Consider the following 16,626-nt stretch of genomic DNA (forward strand, 5'->3'; position numbering starts at 1 on the left):
TTTTTAAAGACTTATTTGAATTCCTAAAACAACTGTCCTTGCTGCAGGAGGAGTAAATTGATTTACCCCACGCACAAGGTTTTCCCCACCAATTTCTGGGTTGAATCCATCGTATTTTGTAAGCGTTAGCAAATTTTCGCCACTTGCATATAACCTAAATCTGGACATTCCGAATTTGGTTGTAAGTTCATCAGAAAAAGTGTAGCCTAGAGACATAAGCTTCAACCTAAGATAACCAGCATCCTGGACCATGAGAGTAGATGGTCTTGTGTTTGCGACTGCGTCCCCACTTAGAGCCCTTGGCTGTACACCGTTGCCTGGCTCAGACTCACTTCTCCATCTATTGAGCACAATGGTCTCCTGATTCAAGATCCTAACTCCTGCACGATTCCATTTATAACCTTCGTCGTAAATGTCAACATTTGCTGCTCCTTGCCAGAACATATTAAAATCAAATTGCCCAATATTTAAACTGGCATTTAACCCAAAGAGATGCTTAGGAATCGGGTTCCCGATCATGGTGCGATCATCTCCATCAATTTTTCCATCACCGCTTAAGTCTCTAAATCTAACATCCCCCGCACTGGTAGAGGCTTCTTGGAAATAATCGTGGCCATTTGCTACTGCGTCGGCATTTGCAGCATCAATTTCTGCTTGTGTCATATAAATACCGTCTGCTTCGTATCCATAGAAATATCCTATTGGCCTGCCCTTTTCTGTTCTTGAAACTCCTGAAAGAAATGGTTGTCCAAGCCCTAAACCAGTAACCACATTTTCCTGAAATGTATAATTAGCACTGATGTCATAGCTTATCTTTTCTCCTATATCCCCTCTTTTACCAAGTAAAAATTCAAACCCTTTGTTGCTAACAGATGCTGCATTTACAATGGCATTTCCATCGATGGTTCCCCCATCCTGCCCCGATCCATATCCTAAGGACAATGGACTAGGTACTGCAAAGAGTATATCATCAGTTTGCTTCTCAAAATACTCGACAGTACCAGTAAGGGTATTGTTGAACAGTCCGAAATCCACACCAACAGTCAACGATTCCGTAGTTTCCCATTTGATTTCAGGGGAGGCATTTTGCACCACCGAGGCACCTTGTTGATATTCCTGATTAGTGCCCAATGGATATCCCACACCTTGAGAGAATACTGAAGATAGATAGCGGTATTGCCCAATGGCATCGTTACCCGATTTACCCCAACCAGCTCTCAATTTCAACTGATTGATCACTTCATTGTCTCTTAAAAAAGACTCCTCGTCCAGTTTCCAGGCTAGGGACAAAGAAGGGAACTTACCCCATCTATTGTTCGGTGAAAAGTTAGGCGAAGCATCTGCTCGCATATTAATAGTCATAAGGTATTTACTCTTAAAACCATAATTTATCCTTCCAAAATATGATAGTCTTGAATCAATAAAAAGATCTTGGGTGGGTTGCATTGGACTACCTGCCACACTAAGTAATTTTATTTCGTTTGTGGCGTATCCAGTAGCACCTATGCCTATTCCTCCACCTTGAACACCATCTTGCCAAGTATTACCCAACAAAGCTGAAATATTATGGTCACCAAACTGTTTTGTATAATTAAGATAGGACTCCACTATTGGTGAATAGAAATAAGAACTGCTTTCCAACATCGTATTCACATTATGGCTCCCTGCAGAAACATATTCATCTTGCCATTGGAAAAATCGCTCAAAATCGCCCTTCAAACCTGCTTGGATCGTGTAACTAAACCCCTTAAAAGGTTTAATTTTTAAATTAAGCTGTGCCTGGTAAGCCAACGTATTGGTCTCGGGATTTACTTTGTTTGGGATAGTCAAGGGATTGGATACATCTGAAGCGTCATTAATCCTATCCACATCCGTATAACCTCCTATTTGATTCTCATCATAAATTTCTTTGTATGGCATATATCCCAACATATTGCGATAACTAGGGCTTGCCCCTTTAATTGTTTTATAACTAAGTGCCGCATTGACGTTCAAATCGAGCCATGGCTTTATTTCAAAACTATTCTTGGTCCTGAGATATGATGCTTTGTTAGAGGAACCAATTATAATGTTCTCGTCGTCACGATGGCTGACCCCAAAATAATAGGTCGCTTTCTCCGTACCTCCTGAAAAGCTAGCGTTTACCTCCGAACTATGACCTGTTTGAAAAATTAGGTCTTGCCAGTCATTTCTATCAATCCTCACTTCATCTGTAAGTAATTTAGGAGGAATGTTCTGTCCAGCATTGTTAAGAGCATCATGCACATAATCTATATATTGGTTCGCATTCAACACATCTCTTTTATTGGTAGTTGATTTTAAACCACTCCAAAAATTCACATTTACCTTCATGGCTCCCTCACGACCACTTTTGGTAGTTACCAATATTACTCCATTAGCTCCACGTGATCCGTAAATTGCGGTGGATGATGCATCCTTCAACACCTCAATGTTCTCAATATCATTAGGGTTAACCGTAGATAAATCTCCTCCAAGGAAACCATCTATAACCACTAGCGGGTCCGTATTGTTAAACGTAGTTATACCACGGATACGAATTTTACCGCCCGTCGCATCCACACCTGGTGCACGTCCTTGTATAAGTCCTGCTACGCTTGTTGCTTGACGGTCTCCCAAGTCTTCTGATGAGATTGAGGCAACCGCTCCTGTAAGGTCACTTTTTTGAACAGAACCATAACCAACGACTACAATTTCGTCCATGGCCACTGCACTTTCCGCCAACATAATCGATAAAGTAGTCTGGCCATTAAGAGCTATTTCTTGGGTCGAATATCCTATGTAAGAAGATACCAGTGTCGCATTTGCATCCGATACATTAATGGAAAAATTACCATCAAAATCGGTCTGTACACCATTTGTGGTTCCCTTTTCAAGGATACTTGCACCAGCAAGGGGAATTCCGTCTGGATCAGTTATGGTTCCCGTAACTGTGAACTGAACCATCGTGTTCATAACTGGCACAGGATTTATAACCGGCTTCTTAGCGTTTTTCGCCTTTTGATCCCGCCATAAAACAACTTGGGTGCCCTTTACCTTATAATTGGTTTCGGTATTCAAGAATAACCGATTGAGTACTTTTTCAATATGTTCCTTCTGTATATGAAGGGATAGTTTTCTTTGAAGGTTTACATGTTCAGTATTATAAACGAAGTTAAACTTTGTTTTTGATTCAATGTCATCTAAAATTTCCTGTACAGAAACATTTTCAACGTTCAATGTGACCTTTGTCTTTTGGGCATAACTGTCATTAGCGTGTAATCCAACCAATGCAGTAAACAATAACAATACGGTCAATTTCATTTTTAAGTCAAATTTCAACAAAGTTGCACTCAACTCGGAGTGGTTGAAGATTTTTTTCATAATTTTAAAAAGTTATTTGGTGGTTTAGCATAATAATTTGCCATACCGCTTTTTTTAACCGGAAAATGTTAGCGCATTTTCCGGTTTAGTTTTTTTGGAAAGCGAATGACGATTCTGAATTTTCAAATCATAGGCATTGCAGTTATTTGTTTGGTTATACTTTAGTTTTATTTTTAACTTTTAGTTTATCGTCACTTTATTGTTTTCAACTGTAAAATCAATGTCGTGGATATCCTTAAAATACCCTAAAACCTCTTCAATTTCCATTCTATCAAAGCGCGCATTGAATACCTCCTCCCCAAGTTCAACATTGTTGTTGACAATTTCTATATTATAGTGACGTTCAAGTTTTTTTAGAATTTTATTAAAGGTCAACTCCCTATACACAAGACTCCCCTGTCTCCATGAAGTATAGAGACTTGTGTCTACTTCTTCAACCAACACATCTTTTGATTTAGGGTCAAAAGACCCTTTTTGCCCAGGGACTAGTTCAACTAAATCCTGAGACTGATTTTTTCCTGCCATATTTACGGCTCCTTCAACCAACACAACATCGATATTCTCATCCTCTTCATACGCCGAAATATTAAATTCCGTACCGAGCACTTTCACATCCAACTCATCAACGTTGACCACGAATGGATTAGCGGTGTTTTTGGTAACATCGAAATAAGCATTCCCAGTAAGAAATACTTTCCTAGGCCCCTCTTCTAAAAAGTTTACTGGGTATTTTAAAGAACTTCCTGCATTTAATTGAACCCTAGTGCCATCGGATAATTCTACTTGAAAAGTTTTTCCATTGGGTACCAACAAAGTATTATATACTAAGACTTCGTTTTCAGTTACTTTGGAATATCGTATCAAACCTTGGTTTTGGACATAAACAACATTTCCTTCCCTATCCCGATATTCCTTATTTCCACTAACATCTATGGACTGAACGATTCCATTGTTCAACTCCAAAGTAATAGTATCTTCTTTTGGGACAAGTACATATTGTTCTTCCGTGGAGAAAAAGCCTTGTTGATAAATCAATCCCAGTGCCATCAAAACGATAACAGCAGCAGCATACTTCATCCAATCTGGGAAAAGTCTCTTAATCGGTTTGGTCTTATCATCAATTCTATTGTTTACCTTGCTATAGGCTTCATCAAGATTGTTCTTTAATGTGGCCAAATTCAAATCATGATAGTCTCGAACATAAGCTTCAAGAATTTTCTGATTGTTTGGATCCTCCAACCAATCTTGTAATTCCATAATCTCTTTTTCTGAAATCGTTCCAAGTAAAAGCTTTGTTATATTTTTTTTCATTATACTAGATGAAGATTCTTTCAAGTTCTTTTTAAGTTTTTAAATTGCATTCGATTACGCAATACATAATTAATACTGCTAAAAAAAGTTAAACCCTTAAAAAAAACCAAATAAATTTTTCAATTTCACACTGAACCTAGCTAACTAAACAAACTTAAAATCGAAAATGACGGAAATTGAAGCGGTGGCTGCCATGAAAAGCGGCGACCAAATGGCTTTTAAGTATTTATTTAATTTGTTCTATGATCGTCTTGTTGCATATATTACTACATACACACATGACAAAATAGAATCTGAGGAAATTGTACAACAGGCATTCATTAGTTTTTGGGAAAATAAATCAAAGTTAGACGAGACAAAATCCCCGAAATCATACCTCTATGCCATTGTCTACAATAAATTTATAAATTCCATTAAGAAAAGTAAAAAGCAAAATGAACTTTTAAATCAAATATGGGAACGTGCGCTTTCCGACAGAATCGAAGAGGATACAGATGCCTTGCAATTGCGTATTCAAAAAATGAAAAAGGTGATTGAAGAGTTACCTCCAAAGTGCAAGGAAATCATAATAATGAATAAAATACAAGGTATTAAGTACAAAGATATTGCAGACCAACTAGGAATCTCTGTAAAAACAGTAGAGTCACAAATGCGCATTGCTTTTACCAAAATACGGGAAGCGTTTAAGGAGAACGATCCGTTATTATTTTTACTTTTTAAATAACCATGACAAAGGCTTTATGCATTTCCATGATGTCAATATTGAGGACGATTTTATGACATTATCCCAATCACGCATATCTTGCTTGGAATCGAAAAATCCATATGAGCATAGTATAATCGTATTTTATGAAGTGATTTAAATAATCTAGGGTAATAAACCAATATCAACCCCAGATTTCCGGTTAATGATTTGCTCTATTAGTTCTAAAATCAGTTAGCCAAGGACAATTTTGAAATTCCCATAAGTCTAGCGAATCATCACCTCCCAATATCGGGTGCGTTTGGAACTGCCATCGGGGCCTTTCACCTCTAGGGTAATGACCGTGCGCATATTTTTGTCCTCAAACCTATAAATTGGGTCTTGTTCCGAGGAGCTATCCCCATTGCCAAAATCCCATGTCCATTGGTCAATTTTTCCAACAGATTCATCTTTAAAGGCCACTATTCCCTTCTCCTCATCAATAACCTCGAACGTCCATGCGGCTTTGATTGGTTCCAGAAACTGGTCTTCCAATGGCATTAATTTAAAGGCGCATAAAAACGAGGCATTGCTCACCATCCTAACGGTATGGGCAAGATTCGCATGACCTTCCCTATCACCCCCATCAAAGTCCAATATGGACCATGAGAGCCCAATGACCTTATTCTCCCTAAGTTTTGACTTAACAGCTCTTTGAGGTCCGTTGTAGGGTGCATAATCATAAGGTGTGATCCAGCCCTCCAGCTGTAATGTTCCACTTTCGCCGTGTTCAAAATCGAAATCATAAGCGTAGTTGGCCCTAGGAAATTCGGAAATCCATGGTTGACTTCCCCACACCAATACCCATGCATTGTTTACTGGCGGGGTGTAGATATGGTAATTTTGAGCATGTACTCCGCTAAAATTTAAATGGTTTTCGGTATAGGCATCCGTTTGGGGATCCCACTTCAATTCGTCTTGGTCGTACATGGGGTTCTTAATAAAAGGACCACCTGAAAGATCTCCATCCACCACAAGTTCAAATATATCGTTCAAATAACCCTTTGGGTTAAAACGCTCAAAGTCCCAAAAATCATCATAAGCTTCATATTTAAAATAAATACGGCTCATACCCTTTACCCATCCTATGGTAACCTTTACGTCAAGGTCCTCGGGCGGAATGTCAGCTCCCATTCCATCTTCTGTATCATTTAACAAATCGGTACCATAAACGTAATCTTCAGGAACTATTTCCCAATCGCTCATATCCCCATCAATTCTTGGCATTTGGTCTTTAGGGAATTGAAAAATCTGAAATATCCTCCCATCCCTTGAGGTTTTATAAGATGGTGTGGATTGACCCATTGATTCTGATATTGTTCCCAAGAAACAGCAAAAGAAAAATATCCATGGCTTGTGGAATATACTGTAATGTAAGTTCTTATGATTTTTCATAACCTTTATGTTCTATCTTCTATTTAAAAATTTGGAAAGAATTTCCATTACATCATTTACTTGTTGATATCAACTTCGTAAACCTTGCCTGCCAACATATCAGGTAGGAGTAGCCGACCTTTGTCTTCCTCCAAATAAAAATCTGCAGCAGATTGCAGGCCATCCATTAATACGGTCGATTCTTCAGTTTTTCCATCTATTTTCCAAACTGCACCCGCTGCCCAACTACTTACGTAATAATTGCCCTTACTATCTTGTCCCACCGCATCGGCACCTCTAAACAGCCCTTTAAGCGGTGTTAGTTCTCCATCCTTTTTTACTAAAAAATTACCCAGGAAAAATGCACCTACCATAATATCGCCATTGTTGTCGACCCCTACACCATTCGGGTTCAACATTAGTGACGAGGTGTTTTGTGCTATGGATACTTGACCATCTAAATCTACATGGTAAATACGTCCCAATTGTGGGACCAATTTTGCTTTTTCACTATCGAGTGGCCATAGTTCATTATTTTCATCGCGCATATATTTGGTTGCTCCCATATCCGTAACATAAATACCATTGTTCTCAGCATCCACTGCAACATCATTTAAATACAGAACTTCTTCGGGAAAATCTTCTTTATCAATAAAAATGGTCGCATTGCCATCTTTATCAACTTTCCAGATACGGGTCAGATCCGAAAAGTATAAATGATCTTTTAGATGAACGATACCTTTGGGCTCATTAAAACCCTCGGCAAATACTTTTGTGCCATTGGTAAAAATTTCAACTACTTCACCATCACCTTCTTCGCCTCCGTTCATTACAGTTACGTAGTAATTTCCGGCAAACCCTTTTGTAATACTTTCTGGTTTTACCCCGACTTCTACTGGAAATTGAATGTCTGATTGTGAAGTACACCCCGATATCAATACCATCGTAACTGGCAGTATATAGCGAGTAACTTGGTTTAGGCCAAATCTGGTCAAGAATGACATTTTTTTCATTATTGATTGGTTTTTATGATTTAATTTTCATCTTCAAATCACTGCTACGTCGGCGGCGCAAGGAACGCTCTGAACATCAACAAGTTTAAGTGCACCGGAAGCGGGGTTAATTCGGAAACATTCGACCCGATCGGCATCTTGACTTGCTACCAACAGGAAATTACCGGTTGGATCCATGGTAAGGTTTCGGGCGTTCGAGTTATCCGCTAGTTGACATCGACCCGAAAAGGTTAATTTGCCATTTTCTTTACCTACGTGAAAAATGGCGATACTTTGATCTACCCTGCATATATAATAGTAATACGACCCATCTGCCGATAAGCATCCCTCAGCCCCCCAATATTCAGATCTGCCTAGATTTTCCGGGTGGTCACGCGCCACAAAATCTTCCGGATAACAGGACACGGTCTGCACTGGAACGAGTCCTTTGGTATCATCAACAGAACATACTTCTACAGTCCCATTAAGTTCGCAATTAACGTATGCCATCCGCAACGATGGATGAAATTTGATTCCTCGTGGCCCTGAACCAGATGTTAGTTTTACATTACCCTTTGGTTCCAACATTCCTGTTTTTGTGTCGAGAATGTATTGATGAACCTGATCTGTACCCAAATCGGTAGCATATACCATATTTGTTTTAGGGTCACCAAGAATACCATGTGGGTGGGGCATTGATTGCCGAACTGGGTCCGGTCCCGAACCAGAATGATCTGGTGTTGATGTGACTTCACCAATTTTCCCTGTATCGGGATAGAATGGTAGTACTGAGATGCCACCTTCCCAATATCTTGTTACTAACAAAAAACGTCCCGTACGATCAAAGGCAGCACATGTATTGCCCCTACCACCAGTGGACTGCGTAGACACCTTCTCAAGTTCACCATTGGGCTGAATTTTGTATGCTGTTACGAAACCAACGCCTTCACCTACCCCTGTATGATGGGAAAGCTCGTGTGTGGCTATTAGAAATTGTCCGTTCGGGTGAATCTCTAACCACGTGGGCGAATCTTGCTTTGTAGTATTGCCCGCTTTAATAAAAGTACCCTCTGAACTGTTAAAGGAGAATGATGAAATTCCTTCTCCAGGTTTCTTTGACCCCACCCAGGGTAGCTGTCCTGGCTCATATCCCGTATAACTCCCAACGAAAAGATAGGTTTCTTTGGTTTCCCTCATTTTCTTATATATAGGTTTAGTGTTACTAAAAATAAATTATCATCCGATTGCTACATCTTCTCCATTCCAAATTATAAATCATTGTTCCTACATAAATTTTCATCAAATAGCAGTTATACCAATTCTTGGTTATCCTATTATTCACGTAGGAGACCATTGAAAAAATATTTGTGAAAAATATGTGGCCGATCGAACACGGATAAATACCCAAAGTGAATTTCATCCACTTTACTCTCGGTAACTTATTGTTACAATATCAGCTCTGTCTCAACAACCAGCGAACAGCATTTTGCTTCAACTTACGGTACATGGGGTTCCAATGTGCAGTAAGAAGGTGACCTGGTGCCAAGTAACAAACCCGTCCTTTCCCATATTCATATGCCCAAGCTGCAGGAACAGTAGTACCCTGATCTTTACCCTTGTAAGAATAACGAAGACCATCTTCATTCACTGATTCCATAAGGATGTGTTCTGGATCCTTGTCGTACTCCATATAATGCTGCTCATCGGTAACCACAAAATCGGTAATCCCCTCCATGATCGGATGGTCTGATCTTTTCACCCTAACCTTAAAGGTTCGAATGGGTGGATGGCCCGCATAAGCAGCTCCAAGAACGTCACGAATGTCGGTATTGGTGCTCGCCAGATCCGTAACATTGTGGAAAAACAGGACCGAACCACCGTTTTCGACGAAATCACGGACGGCCTTGCCTTGGCTGGGTTGTATCCAAGCCTTCATTTCGCCCGATGTGGGCTCCAGAGGAGGATCACTGACAACAGCGACCTCATCAATGCCCTTGCCAAAATTATTGTTGAAGGTTGACGGAACCATTTTGTCACCTCCGCCAATGGGTCCATTGCCTTCAGGAAAAATACGGCCGTCACGATGAATAATAAGCATCTGGTAACCTTGCAGTGTCTCAGCGTTGAGAGATGTGTAGTCGTCGGTCATCTTAACTGATATGCCCATATCCTTAACAATGTCGCGAGTCAGTGCCGTACGTACTATATCAGCGTTGTGATAGTGATCGCCCATCAGAGCAAATATTGTGGCTTTCTCCGATATTTTCTCCGGAGCTTTCTCAGAGGCCTTCTCCGGTGCCTGGGCACAAGCTATAGGGGTGGCCAATACGACTCCAGCTGTTAATCCTGCCATCGACGAGATGGCTGAGCGTCTCGTGACATTTTTTTTGGGTAAAGATGATTTTGGTTTCATACCAGATATTGTTTTAAGTTATCTAATTTGTTTATGTATTTCCCAGTTTTTGGGCAACTTGCGTTATTTTAAATATAGAATTACTTTGTTTTTATATATTAATCGGTATTGCGCTGCAATATCCTACAGGGAAAAACGTCTTTATTCCTCTCCTATGGAACCGTGTGTTTGAATTGCTGAAAAAATAAATCTGCGCACAAAATCATGCAGCAAATCGGGTACGAAAAATGTATCCCTCGTAGCATCGGTTGCATCGGCTGTTGTCACCACTAAAAGATCCAATTCCGGATATACACCAATATATTGTCCACGGTGCCCATAGGCGAAGTACCCGTGTACTTCTTGTTCCCCTCGGGCTGTATTCACTTTATCTGGGCGTCTACGGACCCAGTTCAGGTATCCGTAACCTTTCTGCCTATCAAATTCTACATGGTATTTCGACGCCTCTTTAACCCAGTCTTCAGGCATCAATTGTTTATCTTCCCAACGTCCATCACGGAGCAATAGGTAACCGAGGCGTGCCATATCCCTAGCAGTCATGTGGAGGCCGTTTCCTCCTTCTGGAATACCATCAGGCCCCTTTCTCCATTCACTAATATCAATGCCCAACTGTTCAAAGAGATACTTTTCCGCCATAGTGGAAACATCCGAAACATTCCCATCAACACCCTGTTTCGCTTTCCTGTCCAAAATTGCTGTTAGTAAGCTTGGTGCGTAGTTACTGTACTCAAAGGTGGTTCCTGGAGTCAATTTGGGCTCTGCTTTAAGAAGTAGACCAATATTCATGAATTCCTTTCTGCTTTCCACACCCGAACGGTGCGTCAGCACATTTTTTAGGGTTAAATCCGCCAACTTTGGGTGAATCTGATATTCAGGCAGTAAGTCGGCTACACGTTCATCAACACTCTTAATCCATTCTTGTTTTATCGCAACGCCCAATAATGTGGCCACAAATGTTTTGGTAACCGAAAATATATGATTGTTAGTATCCACAGTTTGCCCGTTGAAGTACGACTCTGACACCAATTGTCCGTTCCTAATTACCAGCAAGCTGTAACCGCTAGGAAAAAGATGTGGATAGACCTTTTCCGCTATTTTCAATGCTGTGCTGTCCATTTCTACTGCTTCTGGGCTAGCTTCCGACCAAGCGACCGTTGGCCATGGCCCCAAAGCTTCTTGCTTTTGTTCCTGAGCAACACCTTTATCAAAACAAATCAAGATTAAAAGGAAACATAGCCCTATATACAAACCCGAACTTCTTGCGTGATCGGAAGCACCCAAAGGACGATTCTGACAACCATTACGTTTCTTCAGTATTTTCCCAGTTCTATTTTCCTGTATCATCCTTATCCCTTTTTCTTTTATGGACATGATCTGCCATACTTCTATTTTACTTGTCTTCGGATTGCTTCGTTAGCCACCTTACGGAATTACGAATCAATCTCACCATCATTGGGTGTCCCAATGCCTCTGGCGTGTGTCCGGGAGCTAGGTAAACAAACCTGCCTTTTCCTATTTCGCGCCACCAACCGGCCGGAGCAGCTTTGTTGGCGTCCGAGATATTTCTCAACAACAACTGATCTGGTTCTCCGTAGTATTTGCTCATGTGCTGTTCGTCGTAGGTTCTAAAGTCCTCAACGCCAGCTGTAATTGGATGGTTCTTATCCTCGACTCGAATCATAAACTCCTCGGGCGCCGGATGACCGCCATAGTTTCCTCCGAAAACCTCGTAGTAAAGTCCATCTGGTGGGTAAATACCATGCGAATTATGCAACGCCAGAAATCCACCACCGTTATTTACAAAATCGTAGATAGCTTGTTGCTGCTCATCAGTCATCCACATTACCTGCGAGCCTTGCTCATAACCGTTCGGCCATATTTGCCCATCCTTTAAGAAAATCAGAAGGTCTACATTCTTTAGGGCTTCTGTCGTAAGTGCCTCGTGGTTTTCTATGTAAACTACAGGTATGTTCTCAAGCGCCAATGGACCCATTAGACCATTGCGAACATGTACGGGAGAGTGATATCGGTCTCCAATCACCGCTAGAGCATAGGGCCTATCGGCCGACGAATAAACATCTGAGGTATTCTGAATCTGAGCGGATAGCACGGTTGATAGGCTAAACGCCATAGCAAAAAGAATAAGAAATCGAGTGGCTCCCTTACTTCGTTTTAACGAAGGTGGTATTGGTTTCATACGTTGATAGATTTTATCATTGGTTATTGGTTAATTTATTATTGTTTATGTGCACTTTTGAAGTTGATTTTAGTTATGCAATACATAATTTATACTGTATTAAATTGCAAAACCCTTAAGGAATGCTTTAAAAAAAGGTGAAATCTGCACCCATGTGTTTAGAAACGATTCAACTAATTCGTCATCTACAAAAATTAACCAATAAATCATTTTCCTTTTAGCTAATACATTAATCTTTAATTTTGATAGTCAATTACCCAACGCTGGATTTACCGATATAAGCAATGAATCAACTCATATTTAACATTCAAAGAACTTTTAAGGCCACCGAAGAAGAGTTGTCCGCCCTCACATCGGCCATGAAAGAGGAACACCTCAGTAGAAATGGGGTTTTTCTTAAATCGGGTGAGGTGTGCAAAAGGTTGGCCTTTATTTCAGAGGGATCGATGCGCTTGTTCTATGACTCACCAGACAAGGAGGTCTGTAACGATTTTTTCTTCGAAAACTCCATGGTCGGGTCTTTGGCGAGTTTTTTGTCACAAACCCCTTCCTTGGTCAATATCGCTGCCATAGAGAATTGTAAGTTTTTTGTGTTGCGCCGTGATGATGTTTTGAATTTGGTCTCAAAACACAAATCCCTGAAAAAAATGGCGGACATTATAGTGCAGGAACAACTATTGAGGGCTGAAAAAAGAGAATCCGCTTTGCTCAGTGTAAATCCAGAAGAACGATTTAAGAACCTGATGGAGGAACATCCCAAAATTTTCAAAAGAATCCCACTTAGATATGTAGCTAGCTATCTGGGTATAACCCCTGAGACTCTTAGCCGATACCGGACAAAATTTTTGGTCTGATCTTTCTTGATTTGAATCAATTGGAAAGATGGAGCTCTTCCATTTCTTTGTCTAGGCATTCATTCAACAACAGATGAAACTTGATGTTGCCCGAATGAGAAAAAAAATAAAAAGAAATGGAATCACAACCAAAAAATGAACAGTTACTGATACTGACCGATGTCATCAAAGTTTTGGTGAGCAATACCGAAACCGAAAACAAGTATGCCATATTTGAGGAAAACGTACCGCCCTTGGGTGGCCCACCACCCCACACACATCCTGATGAGGAAGTGTTCTACATTCTGGAAGGGGAATTCGAATTTGTCAGGAACGACCTGAACAATCCTTTCAGGGCACTTCCGGGAAGTGTTGTCCACGTAGCATCCAACGAAGTGCACACATTCAAGAACGTAGGTGAAACTCCCGGAAAGATGATCGTCCTGCTCACTCCCGGCAATCTACTCAATTATTTCAGGGCCATTGGGGACTCGCTAAAAAATAACGCTGATTACCCGGATTTGAAAAAAGTTCCAGACTTTTCAAAATTGAATGTCGAGAAGGCGTTCAAACATGCAGCTGAGCACAACGTTCAATTTATTGTGCCCAAAATAGCCGAAAACTGATTATCTTACTATTATTTTTCATTGGGATGATAGTTGTTGACCTTATAAGAAATGACGCTGGGGAGATATATGCCAAATTGAGCTACGATGGAAACGCCGGACATAGTATACCACCCTCGCCGGGTTAAAGTGACCATAGCTGGCCGGACGAAAGTGACCCACTCCCGCCGGACGAAAGTGACCCACCTTTAGATTAGATCTATCCGTAAAAAGTCTAAGTGCTTTTTTTGTTAAAAAGCACCATGGCGAACAAGCAGATAGATATGCGAAAAACAAAACTGATTTACAAACTGTACACCTCCGGTACGAGCAAGCGTGGGATAAGCCAACAATTGGGCATATCCCGTGTCACGGTCAGGAAGTACATCGAATTCTTCAGGCGGTACCGTTTTACCGCCTACGAAGTGGAGAAGATGACCCTAGAGGAACTCCACAACCTTTTTAAGGACGGGCAAAAGCGCAAGAGCCAACGTTTGCTGACCTTAAGGCAGTACTTTCCCTATTTTGACAAAGAGCTTCGCAAGACCGGGGTGACCAGACAATTGTTATGGGAAGAATATTATGCCAAGCACCCCGATGGCTTCAAGCTCTCACAGTTCAAGTATTGGTACGCCGAATGGCGCAAGGAGACCTCTCCGGTAATGCACATGGAGCACAAGGCCGGCGACAAGCTCTTTATAGACTTCACGGGAAAGAAACTCCATATTGTTGACAGGGACACCGGTGAACTGAAGGAACTGGAGGTGTTCGTGCGTATACTCGGTAGCAGCCAATACACTTATGTAGAGGCCTGTGCAAGCCAAAAACTGGAGGACTTCATCCGCTGCACCGAGAACGCACTATGGTTCTACGGCGGCGTACCAAAGGCCTTGGTGCCCGACAACCTTAAGTCGGCGGTTACCAAGAGCAGCCGTTACGAGCCCAAGGTCAACGAGGTGTTCGCCGACTTTGCCGAACACTACGAAACGGCAGTACTGCCCACACGTACCTATAGGCCAAGGGACAAGGCCATAGTGGAGAACGCAGTGAAGATAATCTACACCAGGGTGTTCGCCCCTTTACGGAACCAGGTCTTCCATGGCATGACCGATATCAACAGCGCGATAAGGGAACTGTTGGAAAAACACAACGCAATGTCGTTCAGGGGAAGGGAATATTCCAGATGTTCGCTTTTTATGGAAATCGAGAAAGGCGAACTGATGCCTTTACCGGCGAAACGCTATGAGGTAAAACGCTATGCCCAGGGCACCGTACACAAGAACAGCCATATTTATTTTGGGAAGGACAAGCATTATTACAGCGTGCCCTACAGGCATATGGGCAAACAGGTCAAGCCGGTCTATACCGACAGTATCGTCGAGATCTACCATAAGCACGAAAGGCTCGCCGTACATACAAGGGACAGGAAGAAATACGGCTATACCACCTTGGCCGACCATATGCCCTCGCACCATCGTTTCATAAGCGAGTGGAGCAGTGAAAAGTTCATCGATTGGGCAAGCGATATCGGCGGACACTGTAAAGGGTACATCATAGCCATCCTGGAGAAGAAGCAACACCCGGAACAATCCTATAAGTCCTGTCTGGGCGTGCTCCACCTTGCCAAAAAGTACGGAAGGGAGCGTCTTGAGAATGCGTGCAAACGTGCCTCGGAATATGGTGCGTACAATTACAATATGGTCGAGCGCATCCTGAAAAAGGGGTGGGACCAGATCGATGAAGGTATCGACGGGGATATGGAAATGCCCGAGCACAACAACATAAGGGGAGGAAAATACTACGAATAGGAACAATACTTAAAAACAGAACATATGAACGAAAAAACAATGCAATTGATGAAAGAAATGAGGCTCTATGGAATGCACAGGGCCTTCACCACAACAATGGAAACCGGCGGTCCGTCCACCGGTTACACCAACGATGAACTGATCGCCTATCTCGTCCAGTGCGAATGGGACGACCGTCATAACCGTAGGATAGAGCGATTGACCAAGTCCGCAAGGTTCAGGTATACGGCCGTCATGGAGGCTATAGACTACCGACCGTCGCGCCAACTGGACAAGAATCTGGTCCGGCGGTTAGGTTCCTGCGGGTTCATCCAAAAAAGGGAGAACATACTTATTACCGGTAGTACCGGTGTGGGCAAAAGTTACCTGGCCTCGGCCATCGGCCACCAGGCCTGCTCCATGGGGTCAAAAGTGATGTACTTCAATACTGCAAAGCTCTTTACCCTGCTCAAGACATCAAAGGCCGACGGTTCCTATCCAAAACAGATAAACAAACTTGAAAAACAGGACTTGCTCATCTTGGATGACTTCGGCCTTAAACCATTGGACAACATCAATGGGCATGCACTTATGGAGATCATCGAGGACAGGCACGGCAAAAAATCCACTATAATAGCATCACAATTGCCCGTATCAAAATGGCACGACATTATCGGGGAGAAAACACTGGCCGATGCCATTCTCGACCGTTTGGTGCATACAGCTCACAGAATAGATATAAAAGGAGAATCAATGAGAAGAAAATTGAAAAATAAAAACTAAGTTTAACCCAAGGATAGATCAAATCTGGGCAGTCCATTTGCCATGGTCAGTTTCATCCGGCGAAAGTGGGTCAGTTTACCCGGCTTATCCAATTTAGCTTAACAACAATTTTTGCATAAACACAACAAGGATCAATCTCAAAAGTTGTGTGTAAATTGAATTTATAGTTTGAACTTTGTTTTAAAAACTGACTGTATTGGATCCATAC

The 16,626-nt window shown here is 41.7% G+C and carries 13 protein-coding genes; 5 read left to right on the forward strand and 8 right to left on the reverse strand.

Features of this window, described 5'->3' with window-relative positions:
- Window positions 1–3: 3 nt before the first annotated feature.
- Both VM932_RS12800 and VM932_RS12805 read right to left on the reverse strand, forming a co-directional pair.
- Window positions 4–3,381 carry a TonB-dependent receptor gene (locus VM932_RS12800; RefSeq protein WP_326279152.1) on the reverse strand — a complete coding sequence of 1,126 codons (3,378 nt, stop codon included), beginning with the start codon at window positions 3,379–3,381 and terminating at the stop codon, window positions 4–6.
- 180 nt (window positions 3,382–3,561) lie between these two features.
- The gene (locus VM932_RS12805; protein WP_326279153.1) at window positions 3,562–4,716 is read right to left on the reverse strand and encodes a FecR family protein; all 1,155 of its coding nucleotides are present in this window, start codon (window positions 4,714–4,716) and stop codon (window positions 3,562–3,564) included.
- A 142-nt stretch (window positions 4,717–4,858) separates the two neighbouring features.
- Here VM932_RS12805 and VM932_RS12810 point away from each other — a divergent pair, with 142 nt between their 5' ends.
- On the forward strand, window positions 4,859–5,416 hold the full coding sequence (locus tag VM932_RS12810; protein WP_326279154.1) for an RNA polymerase sigma factor: 558 nt from the start codon (window positions 4,859–4,861) through the stop codon (window positions 5,414–5,416).
- Window positions 5,417–5,662: 246 nt separating this feature from the next.
- On the opposite strand, the gene VM932_RS12815 is transcribed toward VM932_RS12810, so the two are convergent.
- The 6 genes from VM932_RS12815 to VM932_RS12840 form a co-directional block, all read right to left on the reverse strand.
- Window positions 5,663–6,661 carry a PKD domain-containing protein gene (locus VM932_RS12815; RefSeq protein WP_326279155.1) on the reverse strand — a complete coding sequence of 333 codons (999 nt, stop codon included), beginning with the start codon at window positions 6,659–6,661 and terminating at the stop codon, window positions 5,663–5,665.
- A 224-nt stretch (window positions 6,662–6,885) separates the two neighbouring features.
- Window positions 6,886–7,821: an SMP-30/gluconolactonase/LRE family protein gene (locus VM932_RS12820; RefSeq protein WP_326279156.1), complete on the reverse strand. Its 936-nt coding sequence runs from the start codon at window positions 7,819–7,821 to the stop codon at window positions 6,886–6,888.
- A 33-nt stretch (window positions 7,822–7,854) separates the two neighbouring features.
- On the reverse strand, window positions 7,855–8,997 hold the full coding sequence (locus tag VM932_RS12825; RefSeq protein ID WP_326279157.1) for a lactonase family protein: 1,143 nt from the start codon (window positions 8,995–8,997) through the stop codon (window positions 7,855–7,857).
- 256 nt (window positions 8,998–9,253) lie between these two features.
- Window positions 9,254–9,967, reverse strand: a complete 714-nt coding sequence (locus VM932_RS12830; RefSeq protein ID WP_326279158.1) for a ThuA domain-containing protein — start codon at window positions 9,965–9,967, stop codon at window positions 9,254–9,256.
- A gap of 387 nt (window positions 9,968–10,354) precedes the next feature.
- Entirely contained in the window at window positions 10,355–11,557 is a 1,203-nt protein-coding gene (locus VM932_RS12835; protein ID WP_326279159.1) for a serine hydrolase domain-containing protein, read from the reverse strand.
- A 46-nt stretch (window positions 11,558–11,603) separates the two neighbouring features.
- Entirely contained in the window at window positions 11,604–12,410 is an 807-nt protein-coding gene (locus VM932_RS12840; protein ID WP_326279160.1) for a ThuA domain-containing protein, read from the reverse strand.
- Window positions 12,411–12,694: 284 nt separating this feature from the next.
- On the opposite strand from VM932_RS12840, the gene VM932_RS12845 reads away from it, so the two are divergent.
- From VM932_RS12845 to istB, 4 genes are all read left to right on the forward strand, one after another.
- Window positions 12,695–13,264 (forward strand): Crp/Fnr family transcriptional regulator, encoded by a 570-nt coding sequence (locus VM932_RS12845; RefSeq protein WP_326279161.1) that lies wholly within the window; start codon window positions 12,695–12,697, stop codon window positions 13,262–13,264.
- Window positions 13,265–13,380: 116 nt separating this feature from the next.
- Window positions 13,381–13,869, forward strand: coding sequence for a cupin domain-containing protein (locus VM932_RS12850; protein ID WP_326279162.1), 489 nt, complete (start codon window positions 13,381–13,383; stop codon window positions 13,867–13,869).
- Window positions 13,870–14,111: 242 nt separating this feature from the next.
- Complete coding sequence (gene istA / locus VM932_RS12855) at window positions 14,112–15,656, forward strand: IS21 family transposase (RefSeq protein ID WP_326279163.1); 1,545 nt, start codon at window positions 14,112–14,114, stop codon at window positions 15,654–15,656.
- A gap of 24 nt (window positions 15,657–15,680) precedes the next feature.
- Entirely contained in the window at window positions 15,681–16,418 is a 738-nt protein-coding gene (gene istB / locus VM932_RS12860; protein ID WP_326279164.1) for an IS21-like element helper ATPase IstB, read from the forward strand.
- Window positions 16,419–16,626 lie beyond the last annotated feature (208 nt).

This window comes from Flagellimonas halotolerans (assembly GCF_035818535.1).
Classification (GTDB): Bacteria; Bacteroidota; Bacteroidia; order Flavobacteriales; family Flavobacteriaceae; genus Flagellimonas; species Flagellimonas halotolerans.

What these genes read in the sequence shown, in the direction of transcription:
- VM932_RS12800 (WP_326279152.1), bottom strand. Translation starts at nt 3,381, where the DNA reads ATGAAAAAAATCTTCAACCACTCCGAGTTGAGTGCAACTTTGTTGAAA.
- VM932_RS12810 (WP_326279154.1), top strand. Translation starts at nt 4,859, where the DNA reads ATGACGGAAATTGAAGCGGTGGCTGCCATGAAAAGCGGCGACCAAATG.
- VM932_RS12815 (WP_326279155.1), bottom strand. Translation starts at nt 6,661, where the DNA reads ATGCCAAGAATTGATGGGGATATGAGCGATTGGGAAATAGTTCCTGAA.
- VM932_RS12820 (WP_326279156.1), bottom strand. Translation starts at nt 7,821, where the DNA reads ATGAAAAAAATGTCATTCTTGACCAGATTTGGCCTAAACCAAGTTACT.
- VM932_RS12825 (WP_326279157.1), bottom strand. Translation starts at nt 8,997, where the DNA reads ATGAGGGAAACCAAAGAAACCTATCTTTTCGTTGGGAGTTATACGGGA.
- VM932_RS12830 (WP_326279158.1), bottom strand. Translation starts at nt 9,967, where the DNA reads ATGGGCATATCAGTTAAGATGACCGACGACTACACATCTCTCAACGCT.
- VM932_RS12835 (WP_326279159.1), bottom strand. Translation starts at nt 11,557, where the DNA reads ATGATACAGGAAAATAGAACTGGGAAAATACTGAAGAAACGTAATGGT.
- VM932_RS12840 (WP_326279160.1), bottom strand. Translation starts at nt 12,410, where the DNA reads ATGAAACCAATACCACCTTCGTTAAAACGAAGTAAGGGAGCCACTCGA.
- VM932_RS12845 (WP_326279161.1), top strand. Translation starts at nt 12,695, where the DNA reads ATGAATCAACTCATATTTAACATTCAAAGAACTTTTAAGGCCACCGAA.
- VM932_RS12850 (WP_326279162.1), top strand. Translation starts at nt 13,381, where the DNA reads ATGGAATCACAACCAAAAAATGAACAGTTACTGATACTGACCGATGTC.
- istA (WP_326279163.1), top strand. Translation starts at nt 14,112, where the DNA reads ATGGCGAACAAGCAGATAGATATGCGAAAAACAAAACTGATTTACAAA.
- istB (WP_326279164.1), top strand. Translation starts at nt 15,681, where the DNA reads ATGAACGAAAAAACAATGCAATTGATGAAAGAAATGAGGCTCTATGGA.